Annotated in this window: 14 protein-coding genes; 8 read left to right on the top strand and 6 right to left on the bottom strand. The window is 45.1% G+C overall.

From position 1 onward, the window contains the following. Positions 1-159: 159 nt before the first annotated feature. Positions 160-834 carry a DUF2461 domain-containing protein gene (locus tag ACJ751_RS15550; RefSeq protein ID WP_407746420.1) on the top strand — a complete coding sequence of 225 codons (675 nt, stop codon included), beginning with the start codon at positions 160-162 and terminating at the stop codon, positions 832-834. Between the two features lie 72 nt (positions 835-906). Here ACJ751_RS15550 and ACJ751_RS15545 read toward each other — a convergent pair whose 3' ends face one another. After that, positions 907-1,917, bottom strand: coding sequence for an aspartate-semialdehyde dehydrogenase (locus ACJ751_RS15545; RefSeq protein WP_407746419.1), 1,011 nt, complete (start codon positions 1,915-1,917; stop codon positions 907-909). A 391-nt stretch (positions 1,918-2,308) separates the two neighbouring features. On the opposite strand from ACJ751_RS15545, the gene ACJ751_RS15540 reads away from it, so the two are divergent. Together ACJ751_RS15540 and ACJ751_RS15535 are read left to right on the top strand one after the other, a co-directional pair. Then, positions 2,309-4,039: a lamin tail domain-containing protein gene (locus tag ACJ751_RS15540; protein ID WP_407746418.1), complete on the top strand. Its 1,731-nt coding sequence runs from the start codon at positions 2,309-2,311 to the stop codon at positions 4,037-4,039. 300 nt (positions 4,040-4,339) lie between these two features. Continuing rightward, entirely contained in the window at positions 4,340-4,555 is a 216-nt protein-coding gene (locus tag ACJ751_RS15535) for a type II toxin-antitoxin system HicB family antitoxin (RefSeq protein WP_407746417.1), read from the top strand. Positions 4,556-4,638: 83 nt separating this feature from the next. Here the strand turns inward: ACJ751_RS15535 and ACJ751_RS15530 are convergent, their stop codons facing one another. Then, complete coding sequence (locus tag ACJ751_RS15530) at positions 4,639-5,562, bottom strand: PfkB family carbohydrate kinase (protein ID WP_407746416.1); 924 nt, start codon at positions 5,560-5,562, stop codon at positions 4,639-4,641. Between the two features lie 435 nt (positions 5,563-5,997). On the opposite strand from ACJ751_RS15530, the gene ACJ751_RS15525 reads away from it, so the two are divergent. The 3 genes from ACJ751_RS15525 to ACJ751_RS15515 all read left to right on the top strand — a co-directional run bounded on the left by ACJ751_RS15525 (position 5,998) and on the right by ACJ751_RS15515 (position 8,846). Next, positions 5,998-6,597, top strand: a complete 600-nt coding sequence (locus ACJ751_RS15525) for a TetR/AcrR family transcriptional regulator (protein ID WP_081200309.1) — start codon at positions 5,998-6,000, stop codon at positions 6,595-6,597. 23 nt (positions 6,598-6,620) lie between these two features. Then, a complete protein-coding gene (gene paaE / locus ACJ751_RS15520) occupies positions 6,621-7,709 on the top strand; it encodes a 1,2-phenylacetyl-CoA epoxidase subunit PaaE (RefSeq protein WP_407746415.1) in 1,089 nt (362 codons plus the stop codon). Positions 7,710-7,799: 90 nt separating this feature from the next. Further along, the gene (locus tag ACJ751_RS15515; protein WP_407746414.1) at positions 7,800-8,846 is read left to right on the top strand and encodes a nucleoid-associated protein; all 1,047 of its coding nucleotides are present in this window, start codon (positions 7,800-7,802) and stop codon (positions 8,844-8,846) included. A 14-nt stretch (positions 8,847-8,860) separates the two neighbouring features. Here the strand turns inward: ACJ751_RS15515 and ACJ751_RS15510 are convergent, their stop codons facing one another. Beyond that, positions 8,861-9,286 carry a hypothetical protein gene (locus tag ACJ751_RS15510; protein WP_407746413.1) on the bottom strand — a complete coding sequence of 142 codons (426 nt, stop codon included), beginning with the start codon at positions 9,284-9,286 and terminating at the stop codon, positions 8,861-8,863. Positions 9,287-9,496: 210 nt separating this feature from the next. Here ACJ751_RS15510 and ACJ751_RS15505 point away from each other — a divergent pair, with 210 nt between their 5' ends. Beyond that, the gene (locus ACJ751_RS15505; protein ID WP_407746412.1) at positions 9,497-10,741 is read left to right on the top strand and encodes a glycoside hydrolase family 10 protein; all 1,245 of its coding nucleotides are present in this window, start codon (positions 9,497-9,499) and stop codon (positions 10,739-10,741) included. Continuing rightward, positions 10,696-11,835, top strand: a complete 1,140-nt coding sequence (locus ACJ751_RS15500; RefSeq protein ID WP_407746411.1) for a T9SS type A sorting domain-containing protein — start codon at positions 10,696-10,698, stop codon at positions 11,833-11,835. The genes ACJ751_RS15505 and ACJ751_RS15500 overlap by 46 nt, the downstream gene beginning before the upstream one ends. Positions 11,836-11,877: 42 nt before the next feature. Here the strand turns inward: ACJ751_RS15500 and ACJ751_RS15495 are convergent, their stop codons facing one another. From ACJ751_RS15495 to ACJ751_RS15485, 3 genes are all read right to left on the bottom strand, one after another. Further along, positions 11,878-15,279 carry an ATP-binding protein gene (locus tag ACJ751_RS15495; protein WP_407746410.1) on the bottom strand — a complete coding sequence of 1,134 codons (3,402 nt, stop codon included), beginning with the start codon at positions 15,277-15,279 and terminating at the stop codon, positions 11,878-11,880. A 27-nt stretch (positions 15,280-15,306) separates the two neighbouring features. Continuing rightward, on the bottom strand, positions 15,307-15,927 hold the full coding sequence (locus tag ACJ751_RS15490) for a DUF4194 domain-containing protein (RefSeq protein ID WP_407746409.1): 621 nt from the start codon (positions 15,925-15,927) through the stop codon (positions 15,307-15,309). Positions 15,928-15,932: 5 nt separating this feature from the next. Further along, positions 15,933-17,471 (bottom strand): DUF3375 domain-containing protein (locus ACJ751_RS15485; protein WP_407746408.1); only part of this gene is annotated, 1,539 nt, incomplete at its 5' end.

Genomic DNA, 17,471 nt, shown 5'->3' with positions numbered 1-17,471 from the left:
TCTGCCTTCTGCCTTCTGCCTTCTGCCTTCTGCCTTCTGCCTTCTGCCTTCTGCCTTCTGCCTTCTGCCTTCTGCCTTCTGCCTTCTGCCTTCTGCCTTCTGCCTTCTGCCTTCTGCCTTCTGCCTTCTGCCTTCTGCCTTCTTTTCTTATCTTTGGCTATGCTACAATCCTCCACATTAAAATTTCTTAAAGACCTCTCCAGGAATAATAACAAGCCCTGGTTTGATGCGCACCGCAAGCAATACGAAGATGCCAAAAAGGACTTTGAAACGTTTATCCAGGCTGTTATCGATAAACATGGTCTGAAAGACGAGACCATCCGCGAACAGGAAGCCAAAAAATGTATGTTCCGCATTAACCGCGACGTTCGCTTCTCAAAAGATAAATCGCCTTACAAAAACAATCTGGGCGCCAGCATCAACCGCGGCGGCCGAAAATCAGTCTTTGCCGGTTATTATTTTCATCTGGAACCGGGCCAAAGCTTTGTAGGCGGCGGCATCTGGATGCCCATGCCATCGGAAATGAAGAAGGTACGGCAGGAAATTGACTACTGTTACGATGAGTTCAGGAAGATCGTGCAGTCCAAGAAGTTCACTACCATTTATGGCGATCTGTATAAAGAAGAAGGCATCGGACTAAGCCGGGTGCCACAGGGGTTTGAAAAAGACAATCCTGCTGCCGAATATTTAAAGCTGAAAAGCTGGATCGCCATGCAATCGGTGAAAGATGCAGAGCTTACCGTTAAAGACCTTGTTAAAAAAACACTGGTGGCCTTTGAGACCCTGCAGCCAATGATACAATTTATAAACCGTTCTCTCGATAATGCCGAATAAGGCATGTAAAATAAAAAATGAGGAATGTTAAAGGTTTTACTTTTTCATTCCTCATTTTTCTTTCTTAATTCTTTATTTCAACAGTCCTTTCCCCATCAGGTACTCAGCGATCTGAACCGCATTGGTAGCAGCACCTTTACGCAGGTTGTCGCTAACGATCCACATGTTGAGGGTATTAGGCTGGGTCTCATCCCGGCGCAATCTACCTACAAACACTTCGTCTTTTTCATGCGCATCCATTGGCATGGGGTATTGCTGGTTAGCAGGATCATCAACCACTACCACACCTGGAGCTGTTTGTAACAGTTGTTTTACTTCAGCCAGTTCATAATCTTTAGAGAACTCTACATTCACGCTTTCGCTATGGCCGCCCATAACCGGAATACGAACGGTGGTCGCAGTTACGCGAATGGCATCATCGCCCATGATCTTTTTGGTTTCGTTCACCATTTTCATTTCCTCTTTCGTATAGCCATTATCGAGGAACACGTCGATCTGTGGAATAACGTTCAGGTCAATCGGGTATTTATAAGCCATGGGGTATTCGCCATTGGCGCTTTTCACGGCTTTATCGCGTTCGCCCATCAGCTGGTCAACCGCTTTTTTACCAGTACCGGTAACACTTTGGTAAGTAGATACTACAATACGGTTGATGTTATATTTTTTATGCAAAGGTTGCAAAGCCACTACCATTTGAATGGTGGAGCAGTTGGGGTTGGCAATGATCTTATCGGCCGCGCTCAATACATGTGCATTTACTTCAGGCACCACTAATTTCTTAGTAGGATCCATACGCCAGGCCGAAGAGTTATCTATAACTGTAATGCCGGCTTCTGCAAATTTAGGCGCCCACTCCAGTGACGTGCTGCCACCAGCCGAAAACAAGGCCACAGCAGGCTTTGCGGCAATAGCATCTGTCATGCTAACCACTTTGTACTTCTTTCCTTTGTACTCAACTTCTTTACCTACAGACTTTTCAGAGGCTACGGGCAACAATTCTGTAACCGGGAAATTACGCTCGGCCAATACCTGTAACATTTTGGTACCCACTAAACCGGTGGCACCTACAACCGCAACTTTCATGTTTTGCTCCTTTTGTTTTGTTTTTTTGGTTGAACACTCCCTTTTCAGGTAAGAGTGTTAAAATAAAAAAGCCTTCCCGTTTTTGGGGAAGGCTCCTGAATATGTTGGTATACAAAGTAGTCCTTAACCTTCCCCGTGTATGGAGCTTGTCTTGGTAGTCTTTGTATGTTTCTTTATCATTTGCATTTCGAGGGCCAAAATTAGTTCGCATTTGTTGTATGCCCAAATTTAATTTTTAACCTGTGCCGGGTTCAATGCTTAATTATTGAACCCAATTATTATCAATAATTAAGGTTAAGTGACAATAATTGCTTTATTCTATTTATATCTAATACATTTATTCCCCTGTTGGCCTGGCTCTGTTTAGATAGTATTAAATCTATGTATAACCATGATACTATCTGTTTTCCAACGCTTACTGCCCGCTTTGGGCTTCCTGTTCTATACAGCAGGTTCTTTTGCCCAGTTACCCAATCGCTTTGATGTGGTCATCGATGAATTACTGCCCGATCCATCGCCACCGGTTCAACTACCCAATGTGGAGTTTATTGAACTGAAGAACGTTTCTTCCACAGCATTTAATCTCCGTAACTGGAAACTAAGCGATGGCAGTACTACGGCAACTATATCTGCCAGCTTTACTTTAAAGCCAGATAGCTTTGTTATTGTTTGTCCCACCAGTGCAGTAACTATGTTTGCTACCTATGGCGCCACTATTGGTGTAAGCAGTTTTCCTTCCCTTAATAACGATGCTGATGTTATTGCACTGTATGCTGCTGATGGCAGACTGGTTCATGCAGTTGCCTATAACACCAGTTGGTACCAGAACGCCGTTAAAAGCGATGGCGGCTGGTCGCTGGAAATGATAGATACCAGGAATCCCTGCGCAGGTATCAATAACTGGAAAGCCAGTACCAGTAGCCTGGGTGGTACGCCCGGTAAAAAGAATGCAGTGAATGATAATAACAAGGACGACCAGCCACCAGCCCTGGTAAGGACCACTACCACAGACAGCATCACCATCTCCGCCATGTTTGAAGAACCAATCGATAGTGCGTCTGCTGCATTTCCGGGAAACTATAGTATTAATAATGGCATTGCGCATCCTGCCTCTGCCAGTGTTATCATGCCTTTGTGCACAGAAGTTATACTAAAGCTGGAAGCGCCACTGAATAGCAAAACGGTGTATGAGTTAATCGTGAACAATGTAAAAGATTGCGCCGGCAACGCTATCAATCAACTGAACACAGCCAAAGCAGGTTTACCGGCATTGGCCGATAGCCTGGCAGTAGTTATTAATGAGCTCCTTTTTAACCCGCCACCCAATGGCTTCGATTATATAGAAATTTACAACCGCAGTAATCAGGTAATCGATCTGAAACAATTGTACCTGGCCACCCGTAATGGCACTCATCAGTTAACTGGTATTTCACCGGTTAGCGCTGTTTCCTGGTTGTTATTCCCCGGCGAGTACCGGGTGCTTACTGAAAACAGGTTGTGGCTACAACAACAGTACCTTATTAAAGATCCTTCTTTAATTATTGAAGTGCCTGCACTTCCCTCAATGCCTGATGATAAAGGCACCGTTGTGCTGATGAATATGCAGGGCGCTGTTGTTGATGAGCTGCAATATGATCACAGCTGGCATTTCGGACTGGTAAATGATGAAGAAGGCATAGCGCTGGAACGCATCAACTACAACCTGCCAACGCAGGATAAATCGAATTGGTCGTCTGCCGCTTCCACGGCAGGTTTTGGTACCCCTGGCTACCCTAATTCCCAACTGATGGGCGATGCCCAGGTAAAGGGACAGGTAATTATAAGTCCCCCGGTTTTTTCGCCAGACAACGATGGGTTCAATGACTTTGCCGTGATCGATTATCAATTGTCTGAACCCGGGTTTGTAGCCAATATCCGCATTTATGATGCCAATGGCCGCATGGTTCGGTACCTGGCTCAAAATGCTACATTATCTTCCACGGGACGCTTCCGTTGGGATGGGTTAGATGACAAATTGAATAAGCTGCCCATCGGCACCTATATAGTATTAACCGAACTATTTAATGGTCAGGGCAGGAAAAAGAAATTCAAGCAGACTGTTACGCTGGCGAGGAGACTTTAAGGCTTTGTTACAGAAAACCAAAATCATTTAGCCATTATAATATCCAGAACAAAATGAGTAAATTTGAGAAATTGATGCAGAAGCTGCTTTCTGGTTTTTCAGATAGAAATATGGACTTTGACGAATTGAAATCTATATTATCAAAATTGTAATTCGACTAAATAATAAAATTAAGTCATAATATTTATTTCAAAGAAGGCATCGATGAAATTATTAATATTCAGCCTTCAAATGGAAAAGCCAAGCCCTACCAGGTAAAACAGGTAAGGGAGTTGATTATTAAGTATAAACTAATGTCAAATGAAGGAAAGTAAATACGAAATAATTATATACTGGAGCAAAGAGGATAATTCTTTTATTGCTGAAGTGCCCGAACTTGCTGGTTGTATGGCCGATGGCAATTCATACATGGAAGCATTACAAAATGTACAGGTTGTAATTAGTGAATGGATAGAAACTGCACTTTCTGTTGGGCGTACTATCCCAGAACCCAAGGGTAAGTTAATGTATGCCTGATAAATCCTTTCAAAAATAAAGAGAAACCCCTGCCACTACAATGACAGGGGTTTCTCTTTATTTTAATTCTTTGGGGCTGTCTTTCAAACCAGTTCAATATCAAAATTCACCAGCTCAACGAATTGTTGAATGCGGTTATCGATGTCGGCGCGGGTGATCTCTTTCAGGCGTTGTGGACCAAATTTCTCCACGCAGAAAGATGCCATTGCCGATCCTACTATAATGCCCGTTTTCATGTTATCAAACGAGATGTCTTTAGTGCGGGCGATATGACCGATAAATCCACCAGCAAAGGTATCGCCGGCGCCTGTGGGGTCAAATACGTCTTCGAGTGGTAAGGCGGGTGCAAAAAACACCTGGTCGCCATGGAATAACAGGGCGCCATGTTCCCCTTTCTTAATGATCAGGTATTTGGGTCCCATTTTCAGAATTTCCTTGGCAGCTTTTACCAGCGAGAACTGGGCGCTCAACTGGCGCGCTTCGCTGTCATTCAGCATCAGCACGTCCACTTCTTTCAACACGGCTTCCAGTTCGGGCATAGCGGCTTCCATCCAGAAGTTCATGGTATCCATCACAATCAACTTTGGACGCGTCTTCATCTGTTTGATCACGCTCATCTGGATCTTGGGATCGAGGTTACCCAGCATCAGGAACTCTGCGCTTTGGTAAGACTCGGGCACTTTAGGATCAAAGTCCAGCAATACATTCAGATCGGTAACCAGTGTATCGCGGCTGTTCATATCCAAATGGTACCGGCCACTCCAGAAAAATGATTTTTTGTCGGGCACTACTTTAACGCCTTCCAGGGTAACTCCTCTTCTTTCCAGCTCCTGCATTTCATCTTTGGGGAAATCGAATCCCACGATAGAGATTTGCTGAATCGGTTGAACAAAATTACTGGCGGCATAGGCTACATAAGTGGCAGATCCGCCTACAATAAGGTCGGTTTTGGCAAAAGGCGTTTCAATTGCATCAAAGGCCATGGTGCCCACAACGATCAAAGACATAAGTTAATTTTTAACCCCTGTAGCCCATCCTAATCAGGAGGCACCGGGTGGATAGTTAAATTATAATGAAGGATTCAGGTGAAAGCGCTGCAAATGCCTGCTTCCGGCTGAAAGCGGGTGGTTGCGGCGTGCAAACCTACGCGAAATTTTGGATGTGTTGAAACAACCAGCCGGTTTTGGCTGACTATTTATTAACTTGCCGCCATCTGTTACGCTCGATCACTGGCGACTTGTATTAATATATACAGCGCTCAACTACATGAACTACTGCATCCGTTCCACGGCTGCCATGATTATGACCCGCTTACAGCACTACTGCCCACTTAGTGTTATTGCCTGTTAATCGTTAGCAGGTTAATTTTATTTTTTTACCTGTAATTATGTAAATTACACTAACAATTGTTAGCATTATATTATCTTTGACCCCCGATTCATATGGCTAAAATTAAAAGGAACAGAAACGGTACACGTAAAGACGTAATTATCGCCAAAGCAGCCAAGCTGTTTCGCGAAAAGGGTTTCAGCGCCACTTCCATGCGCGACCTGGCCGAACATGTAGGCGTAGAGGCCGCCAGCCTGTACAACCACATCAGTTCAAAAGCCGAGATATTGCAGGAGATCTGTTTTAAAACGGCTAACAATTTCATGTCGCACATTGAGGAAGTAGACGCCAATCCCAACAAAACCGCCATTGAAAAAATACAGGAGATCCTTCGGTTCCATATAAAGCAAATGCTGGATAATTATGAAGAGGTATATGTAAGCGACCGGGAATGGAAACACCTTACCGATCCTTATTTATCTAACATGCAAAGCCAGCGCAGAGCCTACCGGCAACGCATTGCTTTGGTTATTGAAGAAGGAATTCGAAAAGGAGAAATAAAACCAATTGATGCACCCACCGCAGTTTTGATTATGCTGCATGCTGTAAGTGGTATTGAAAGCTGGCACCGCAGTAAAAAGAAAATTGCCGGCGAAGTACTGGAAGATAATATGGTGCAGATACTGGTTGATGGTCTTCGTAAACAAGCATAGTTTTTCACTAAAAATTCGCCCTTTTGGCTACGCATTTTCATCAATTGACGATTGCTGATATCAGAAAAGAAACGCCCGATTGTGTGTCTATCGCATTTGAGGTGCCTGATGATCTAAAAAACGACTACCTGTTCAAACATGGCCAAAACCTCACCTTACGTACTGTAATAAATAACGAAGAGGTTCGCCGCTCGTATTCTATTTGTAGTTGTCCGGCCGAAAATGAATTACGCGTAGCCATTAAAAAAGCCCCTTACGGCAAGTTCTCCAGCTGGGCCAATAATATGCTCAAAAAGGGCGATGTAGTTGAAGTGATGCCGCCCACCGGCACGTTTTTTACCGAACTAAATCCAGTCAATAAAAAGAAGTACCTGGCTGTTGCCGCAGGTAGTGGCATTACGCCGGTGATCTCCATAATAAAAACAACCTTGCTAACCGAGCCCAACAGCTCGTTTACGCTGGTATATGGCAATCAGCACCGGACCAGCATTATTTTTAAAGAACAACTCGAAGCTCTAAAGAATAAATACATCAACCGGCTGGCCATTCATTATTTGCTGAGCCGCGAACAAACCGAAGCGGTTATTTATTCAGGTCGCATTACAGAGGAGAAATTATCCTTGCTGGGCGAAAAGCTCATCGATGTGCAAGGGATGGATGACATCTTTATTTGCGGGCCCGAACAAATGATCTTTACAGCGAAAGGCTGGCTGGAACAACAGGGCATCGATAAGAAGAAGATCCACTTTGAACTGTTCACTACGCCGGGAGAGAAGACCGAAGGCAGAAGGCAGCGGGCAGAAGGCAGAAATGAAGAAAGCACTAGTGAAAAAAGCAAGGTTACGGTGAAATTGGATGGAATTTCATTTGATTTTGACCTGCCTTACGGTGGCGAAACTGTTCTGGAAGCTGCCTTACAACAGGGCGCCGATCTGCCCTTCTCCTGCAAAGGCGGCGTTTGCAGCACCTGTAAGGCCAAGTTATTGGAAGGCAAGGTTGATATGGACACGAACTACGCCCTGGAACAGGAAGAAGTAAACGCCGGTTATATCCTTACCTGCCAAAGCCACCCCCGCAGTGAAAGAATAGTCATTGATTTCGATGTTAAATAGGCAAAAAATTATCAACATCCCCAGCCGGCTGGCAAAATTGTCAATTTCCGTAGCTCCCCAACCTTATCTTCGCGGGCTCAAAAACAGGTTATGACCGGAATTGATAGTGTACAGCTGGAACAGGTGATCGTTCATAAAGTGGGTAACCCCTCCCGGGGCGAAGACTTAAAACTTTCTATTAACCCACTCACCCTGAACGACGAAATGGTAAGGGGCCTGCTTACCAAATATTTCCTGGGACCATTTAATGAAAATGAGTCTTATCATTTTACCCACCTCAGCGACGTAAATATGAACGAGGTGTATACTTTCGTTCGTAAGATCTTCGAGGATAGGGAAAGCTTTACCGAGCAATCTGTTTTACTGGCGCAATTCCTATACAGCAAATCAACCCACGTTAAAGTAAAAGAGGGCGAGTTGTATGTAGTAAAGTTCGACAATGTACCTTATGAGGGCGATTTCATCAGAGCAGTTGGGATCTTCAAATCAGAAACCAAAGAAACCTTTCTGAAAGTATTTCAACATGGTCCAAGTTGGGAAGTGATACAGGAAGAAGGCGTAAACATCAACAAACTCGATAAAGGCTGCCTGATCTTTCATACCAACACCAACGAAGGATTTAAGGTATGCGTGGTTGATGCTACCAATAAACAAAACGATGCGCAATACTGGGTTACCGACTTTTTACAGGTAACACCCTATGCTGATGACTATCACAATACCGATAAATACCTCAGTCTTTGCAAGAGCTTTATCACCAACGAGTATCCCGAGAAATTCGATGTTTCTAAAAGCGACCAGATAGATATGCTGAACCGCTCTATGGAATATTTTAAAACTAAAGAGAATTTCAGTATCGATGAGTTTACCAATGAAGTGATCCATCACCAGGAAGTGGTTGATACTTTCATGGACTATAAAAAGAACTTTGAATCGGCCCGCAATTTTGAGATCCAGGATGAGTTTGCCATTCACGTGTCGGCAGTAAAACAACAACAGCGCGCTTTTAAAACCGTACTAAAGCTCGATAAGAACTTTCACATCTATATTCATGGCCGCCGCGATCTGATAGAGAAAGGAGTTGATGAAATGAGCGGGAAGAAATACTATAAACTTTTCTTTGATGAAGAGAGTTAATGCAAGTTTATTAGTTATTTCAACGCTTTAAAAAATCGTTCTACATCCAACACCTCTGCAGGTGTTAGTATTTCGTTATTATCATATTTAGCTTTCAAAAAAACCACCCGTTTGTGCTCGGGGTATTTTGCCAGGATGGCCTCCATCAGCTGACCAACCCGTTCGTCTTTCTCATACATGGGCTTGGGTGGGGGCGGCGCTGATTTATACCGGGTAGGCCGTTTCAGGATCATCGCTTCCAGCGTGGCCAGTTTGGCTACCGGAATCGATTTTACCTTCTGCGATTTGTTATATATTCCTTCCAGTTGTTTCTTACTTAACCCACCGCGCTCCTGGTATTGCTGATACAGGCTTTGCACAAATGTTGAATGCGGTTGTGCAATAAGCAAAGCTTCCAGTACATCCTTCACCACATCTACATCTATTTTCTTCCGGTTCATATTATTCTGTTTCCTTATTTCTTTTCAGGTAGGGGTTGCCGTTTTTTGCCCCCACGCAATCGATTGCTTCCCTGCAAAGGTAATCTGTATTATGATGTAATCATTAAATGCAGGCCCAGTGCAGGTTTTTGCGGCTATAAAGTCCTGAAATATCGCAAACTTTTGCAACATACAAAGTAAATTCGATCACACCTGCTAAAATAACCTACCATGAAACATTTACTAACAGTTTATCTGGCCTGTATGCTATGCATGGCGGGCAAGGCCCAACATGCACCAAAACGGGAATTCAGGGGCGCCTGGATAGCCACCTACACCAATATCGACTGGCCCAATCGCTCCCAAACTCCTGCCCAACAACGGGCCGCTTTACTCACCATCCTCGATCACCACAAAGCTACGGGTATAACCGCCCTGTTTATCCAGGTTCGCAGCCAGTGCGATGCCCTATATGCCAGCGGCATCGAACCCTGGTCTGCCGACCTTACCGGTACCCAGGGCAAAGCTCCCGACCAGCTCTGGGATCCTATGCAATTCGCCATTGAAGAATGCCATAAACGCGGCATTGAATTTCATGCCTGGTTAAATCCATACCGCTCTGCCGGTAACTCAAACAGCATTCCCAACTTTGCCGCCAACCACGTTACCAAAACGCATCCCGAGTGGCAGCTAAGCCAGGGCACCCTGCGCATTCTTAATCCCGGCCTACCAGCAGTTCGTGATTATGTTACCAGCGTTATCACAGATATTGTACACCGTTATGATGTGGATGGCATTCATTTCGATGACTATTTTTATCCTTCCCCACCGGCAGCAGGTACAGCGCCCTTCAACGATGACTCTTCTTATAATGCCGATCCCCGCGGCTTTACCGTGCGCGCCGACTGGCGCCGGGACAATGTAAACCTATTGATCGAACGGGTGTACGACAGCATTAAAACCATAAAACCCTGGGTAAAGTTCGGCGTATCGCCTTCAGGCATTTATCGCAACAGCACCAATCCCGATATCGGTTCCGCCACCAGCGGTCTGGAGCATTATACTTCTTTATATGCCGATACGCGCAAGTGGTTACAAAAGGGCTGGCTCGATTATCTGTGTCCCCAGGTATATTGGTACATCGGGCAACCCGGCGCCAATTATGGCGTGGTTGTTCCCTGGTGGAATAACAATGCCTACGGCCGTCATATTTACATCGGGCTGGCTGGTTATAAAGTAAATGACCCCGCCCAGGGCGTTAACTGGGCCAACCCCTCCATGATCCCGAATGAAGTAAGATTGAACCGCTCGCTACCCAATATTTATGGTGAAGCAGTTTATAACACCAATAGTTTGCGCAGCACTACCAAACTGGGCTTTCGTGACTCACTGCGCTTGTTTTCTATAACAAACCTGCCTTACTGCCCAGCATGCCATGGCGCGATAGTATTGCGCCCGATAAACCCATTAATGTAACCGCGGTAAAATATGGCAACGATTCTGTTGGGCTACACTGGACCAAACCCCTTGCCAGCGATGAGTTGAACAAGGCCTGGCAATTTGTGATCTATCGTTCTACAAACCCGGTGGTTGATACCAGCCTGGCAGAAAATATGCTGTACATTACCACCGACGACACAACCGCCTTTACCGACACCTCATTTACCCCGGATAGCACTTATTATTACGTGGTTACTACCACGGACAGGTTTCATAATGAAAGCGGCGCCTCTAACACCGTTTCCACGCTGCCGCCTGCTATTGCCTGTCCGGCCGATACTATGCTGGTGCTGAATTCAACCTGCGCGGTAACATTGCCCGATTTCACTTCGCAGGTAACTGTACAGGCATCATCGCCCGTTACCATTATACAAACACCAGTAGCAGGAAGTATAATTAATGGCCAGCAGGATACCCTGATCACTATTATTGCAACAGATCTTGCGGGCAATGCCGACACCTGTTCTTTCCATGTAAGAACAGTTGACCACGAAGCGCCATTGATCACCAGCATCACGGCTACACCCGCCACTTTATGGCCGCCGAATCATACCATGCGCGATGTTACCATCGACTATACACTTACCGATAATTGCGGTCCTGTTACAGCTTCATTAACTGTTACCAGCAATGAGCCAGCCGCTAATTATTTTGAACCTGACTTTGTGGTGGTGGATGCGCATCATGTGAGATTGCGTGCCGAGAAGTCGCATCTCACTAAAGACAGGATCTATACCATTGCTATCACTGCTACGGATAGCGCGGGAAATACAAGCGCCGGTTCCACCACAGTTACCGTGTCGAATCTGCCTGGTGAGGATGATGGTATCTTAACAGTGAAGGCATTCCCGAATCCTTCTCCTGGCCAGTTCATCATTATGACGCTGAGTACCTCACCCAAACCGCTCAGCATTTCTGTAACTGATAATTCGGGTAAACTGATTGAAGCAAGGAGTGGATTGCCGGCCACCGGCTTATTCTTCCTGGGCGACAGTTATGTAGCGGGTATTTATTATTTACAGGTAAAACAAGGGAATAGTAAACAAACTATTAAGCTCGTAAAGCTATAATTTAAAAGGGTGGGCCTTATGTGGTCCACCCTTTTTTTAAATTTATACCAGCGCTACTTCCTCTACCTTCTCTTTCAACTCTTTTATGGTCATATTATACAGTACGCTGTGGCGGTTTTGTACACGCTGTACCAGGTGTACGTGGGCTATAAAGTTTTGAACGATGGCAATTTTATCACTGGGCGTTACCACCAACAACTGCAGGTGCAATTGTTTACACAGCTCCATCAGGTAGGTAGCTTTTTCTTCATCCTGGTTACTGAAGCTTTCATCCACCGCAATAAAGCGGAGGCTCCGGCTGTTCTTCCCTTCACGCGTAATACCAAACTGGTAGGCAATAGCGCTACACAAAATGGTATATGTTAACTGTGCTTTTTCACCACCCGATAACTGTCCCATCTGGCGATAGGTTTTCTTTATCTCATCGGTATTGCGGAATTTCTCATCGGCCCAGAATTCAAACCAGTTACGCACATCCATTACCTTGTTGCGGTAGCTTTCATTTTTATCCAGCTCATCAATCAACGGTTGTACTTTCTGCGTAAAGTGTTTCGACTTTTCTTCAAAACTGCTTTGTTGCCAGTTGGCGGCTTGCGGCAATGCATCGAGCAAACGGCCTCTGAATTCTTTTATATCCGTTCCGGAAGGCACAGGTCTTTTTCCTAATTGAATATAGGTATCGGGCAGGCGGTTGAAGTTAATACCGCCCAACGATTGATTCAACCGGGTTACACTGTTATTGATATCGCGCTCCCATCTTTCCATTTCTTCATTCAGTCCACCGATCTTGTACGTAATGGTATCGTTGATGAAGCTTTCAAAATCGCGTTTGTATTTGGGCAGATTCTCATGCACCAGTTTGGCCAGCCAGTCGATGTACTCATTGGCATAGCCCGCATCTTCGGGCAGGTGTTGTACATCGCCATCCCACTCGGGGGAGAATCTACTCTTTAATTCGGTAGAAGGGTTCTTGATGCGGTTGATACATTTGTTCAGTTGCGTTTCCTCCTTGTGCAGCTCGTCCCTTTGCTTTTCATGCAAACGCGTTTGCTTTGCCTTCAACCCTTCGTACACTTCATCGATATTCTGCAGGGTAATAACCGATAGCAAGGCAGCCTGTTGCTGCTGAAATTGTAACAATCCGTCTTTATCGCCTTCACTGATATGCTGTAACAATGGTTGCAAAACCTCCTGTTGTTCATTGTATTGTTGAATGCGGTCTTTTAACCGGGTCTCATCAATCAATAACTGACCGCGCTGACTTTCTGCTTCATCTCTTTTTTGTTGAATATCTATCAACTGCGCTTTTAAATTATCCAGGTCCTTATTGGCTTTGCGCAACCCGTTTATCTGCTCCTGCAACTTATGAATGCCGCGTTGAATGCCCGCCATATCCAGTTCGGCAAAACCCTTGTGTTCGCGAATGCGGGTAATGGCATAGAACTGCTTTTGCAGCCTGTCGCCTTTGCTTTTACATTTCTCCAGGGTTTCATTGGCTTTTACAACCAGGTCGGCAAACTGGTTCCTCCGCTTTATCAGGAAGTCTTTTTTCTTCTCATTATTCCAACCCATTACATATTTACTGGGATCATGCTTCCCGTTCCGGTCGTCTTTTTCATGCCGTGATCTGTTTTTGACCAGTCCGTTCAACGTGATAGCTTTCTCGTAACGGTCCAATGTTTTTTCATCGGTGATACAAACATGGTCAAACTGCCGGATGATCTGTTGTTCCACCCAGCTGCTTAACGGGCTGTCAGGGTGAAACTCCAGTTTCTCATACACCGTGTCCCTTTCAGGGTTCTGGATCATTGGATTATCGGTCACGTGCTCGTACACCAACCGCATACCCAGGTGGTTATTGTTGATGTACTTGTTTACTTTCTTGTAGTATTTATCAGGCACCAGCAGCCGAAGCGAGAAGGTGCGTAATAACTTTTCCAATGCCGGCTGCCATTCAGTGCAGTCTGACCGCACCTGCATCAATTCACCGATGTATGGAAGGTCGTTTTGATCGAGGTTCAAAGCGTCGCATAATTGTTTGCGCACACTAATGAGGTTGCCTGGCATGTTGTTCTTACTATGCAGCAGGTTATTCAGTTCGTCTTCCACTTTCTTCTTATCTGCATCTGATTTCTCTTTAGCACGCTTGGCGCCGTATTCATCTTCTTCGTTCAGGCGTTGTTTGGTTTCCAGCTCCAGCCTTTTGCGATTGGCCTCCTTTACTATGCGTTGGTAGGTGGCTTCATCGGCAGGCTGTTTTTCTTCCAGCTGCAACTCTTCGCACCAACTGGCAAACTGGGCCAGTTCCTGTGTGGCCTCCTGTTTTTTCAACTCCAGGTCCTGCACATCTTTTTCCAGTTGTTGCATGCGCTGGCCGGCCTTGTTCTGATCAATCTGGTTTTTAATAACCCGTTCTTCCTCCTGCAACTGGTCGTAGGTTAATTTAACGATCTGTTGCTTTTGCTGAATGTCTTTTATGCTGGCATCGCTTTCTTCTATAGCCTGTTGTAATAATTCATTGCGGGTAAAGCTGTTCCAGATCCTGGCAGTTTGCAGCAGTTGTTCGCTTTCCTCAATTTCTTTCTTCAATGTATTGTACGCCGTGAAATGCTGCTCAATGGGCTGTAACAGTTTTATCTGTTCTTCGGCTTTTTCAATATTGCGGCGCGCATCCAGCAGGGTGGCCAGGTGTTTCTTCAGGTCCTGGAACGATTCCTCCATATTGCGCGGTTCCAGCATATGGGTGCGAATGAACTCATCGAGATTACCCAACACTTTAATACCAACAGTCTGGTTAAACAGTTGCAGCGCCTGTACGCTTTGCATGCCTAATACGTGCACCAGTTGCTGGGCGTATTTGCTGGCTGCATCGAACCACTCAATTTGTTTACGGCTGCCTTTATTGTATTTCTGATCGAGCGCTTTTTTCCACTGGCCATTCAGGTCAAATGGTTTAAAGTCTTCATCGATGCGTAAGGCTTTATGCGCAATGCCAAACAACCTTCGCATATCGCCACCTGAAAAGTAGCGTACCTGAAAAAGGGTAACGGCCTGTTCTGCTTCATTGGCAAAATGCGCCAGCAGAATGCTATAGGCTTCGTCTTTATTTTCGCGCAGGTACAGGGTTTTTAACGAACCGGTGCTTTCACTGTTCATAGAACCATAGCCGCCCATTACATAGGACTCCTCGGTACGATCGCCTTTTTTTTCACTCCCACTACTCTGGTTGTAAAAACGATACCGTTTCTCCGGCACTATCAACGTAAGCAAGGCATCCACAAAAGTGGTTTTACCGCTTCCGTTGGCGCCGGTGAGTAAACTGGTTTCCCCCATGGGACGGATGCTATGCACCACATCATCAAAGGTTCCCCAGTTGAATATTTCCATGTATTGTAACCGAAATCCACTCTTTTGACTATCAGTACTAAAAACGCTTAACTGCATACTTGTTACTCCTGATTTTAACTACAACTATTGTTCTTGTTGAACCGCTTCTACTGTTTCTGTTTCTTTTGTTTCCTTATGCCGTACCAATTGCTGGTAGAAATGATCCAGCTCTTCGCTGCTCACTTTTGCTTTGATAATTTTTTTTATGCGGAACTTTTGTTCATCGGCCAGCTCGCTTGTTTCTGTTTTATCCAGGAACCCATTCTCCTCGGCTTTATCTATCAGCCTGTCGATTTCCTTGAGGAACTTTACCCGGCTGGCGTTTTCTTTAAAGAACAATTCGGCGTATTCTTTTATTTCGCGGCGCTTTTTTATCAGTTCGCGGTTGGTGGCTTCGCCTACTTCAAACTCGGCCATCATTTCGCGCAACAACACCAGCATCACACTTTCTTCATAAGTAAGCGCCCTTCTTTGGATCCATGATACGGGATTCTCATCTTCTTCAAACGGATAATGCTTGATATAGGCATAGCCATCCTGTTCATCGAGAACAAGGGCTAACCCCAACTGCAGCAGGAAACCAGTTAGTTCCACCTTGTACTGGATCAGCTTTTCCCAGGTGCTTTTCTCTACATATTCAACAGGCCCCTTCAGTAGTTTTATAAATACAGATGTATAGGGTAATATTCTTTGCTGAGCGCTCATATCGGTTATTTACTAAATAATAAATAGGGAACTTCTACAAATTTGGTTGCAGCTTCATCTAACGGAATATGCTCACTGGTATTATGGATCACCTGTACGCGGCTTGCTTTATCGCGCAGAAAACCAAAATAACTTACGATCTCTGCTATGCCGTTCTCCAGCGGTTGTTGTTCCAGCACTTCTTTCAACGTGGCTGTTTGCTTTTTTTGTAATGCATGCTCCACCTTTTGCCATAATCTTTTTTTATCTACATGGGTAACGTTCATCATCCGGCCGAAGCGATCAGGATCGGCGATCTTTTCGCTGGCGGCTGATGGCTGTTTTACGGCTATCACTGCTTTTTTTTGTTCAAACAGCAGCCGCCGTTCCATCAGCATTTTTACTTCCACCCCTTCATCCAAACTGATACCAGCCTTTACGTCTTCCTCTTCCATCAAATCAAAGATCAGCTCCTTGATGTTCCCGATCTGGTGACGCAGGCGCTTGTGGCGGGCAATTTCTTTTTCAGAAATAATGCGGCTCAGTTTTTCTGCCATCTTATCATTGGCATCGTATACTGTTTTGCCCTGTTCTAACAATAAGGATTTTATATTCTCCAGGAAATGAACATCCGTTTCAATTCCCCGGTCTTTTAACAGGTCGAGCAATTGTTCTGTCAGCTCTTTCCAGTCGCTTTGACCGGCACGGGAAATAAGGAAATCCCAGAACGAATAAAAGCTTTTACCCTGGTTGCTGTTACGCAGCGCATCATACGCTGCAAAGGCAAAGCCCACGATGGCGCCTTTGTTCTGTTCGGCTTTGGTGTGTTGTTCAACAATGGCGCGGTGGATCTGTTTGAAGTTGTCTTCCACCTCCCTGAAATCGCTGATGAGCTCATAACAAAGACGGGTAAAGAGTTCCAACCGCTCCTGTACCTGTGCATTGCTGTAGTTATCGGGGGCCACACCCAGTTCTATAGCTTTGATCTCTTTATCAATTTCTGCGCGGCGGTCTTTTAACATCTGTAACCGTTTGGGCCGGTCATCTTCAGTTTTTTCAACTATATCCTGCAGGGAGTTAAACAGTAATTTAAACCGGCTTTCGGTGCCTACGTGGTTACGCGCCTGCAGGGTGAGCATCCATTGAAATACTTTTTCGGTATGGGCGCTCAACTGGTATTGAATATTACCTTCCGCATCCTGCAGGTCCTGCAGAATTCTTTTTTGCACCCAGTTCAGAATGTATTTACGGCTGCGGGTTTCTTCGTCTTCCCCGAAAATGATTTTGGCTTCCTCAAAATCCTCGGTGCCGTCTTCCTGGTGCGAAAGTGTTTCGGATAATAATTGAATTAATATGTCTTCCCCAATAACAAACCGGTTCTCCTCCTTATATACATGGTAAAGAAAGGGTAAATACCAACGGGCGCTCCTGGAACGGAGCATTTGTATGGCAGGATTCGCAGTCAATAAGTACAATAAATCTTCCTGTTTCATGGTCACAATTCCTGTAATGGTTTTCAGGCATACAGCAGGGCGTAAAATAGGGCATTTATTCAAATTCCCTCC

This window comes from Niastella sp. (assembly GCF_045805085.1).
In the GTDB taxonomy this organism is placed as follows: domain Bacteria; phylum Bacteroidota; class Bacteroidia; order Chitinophagales; family Chitinophagaceae; genus Niastella.
Note: the sequence above shows the minus strand (reverse complement) of the source record. Positions and strands in the feature narration are given on the sequence as shown.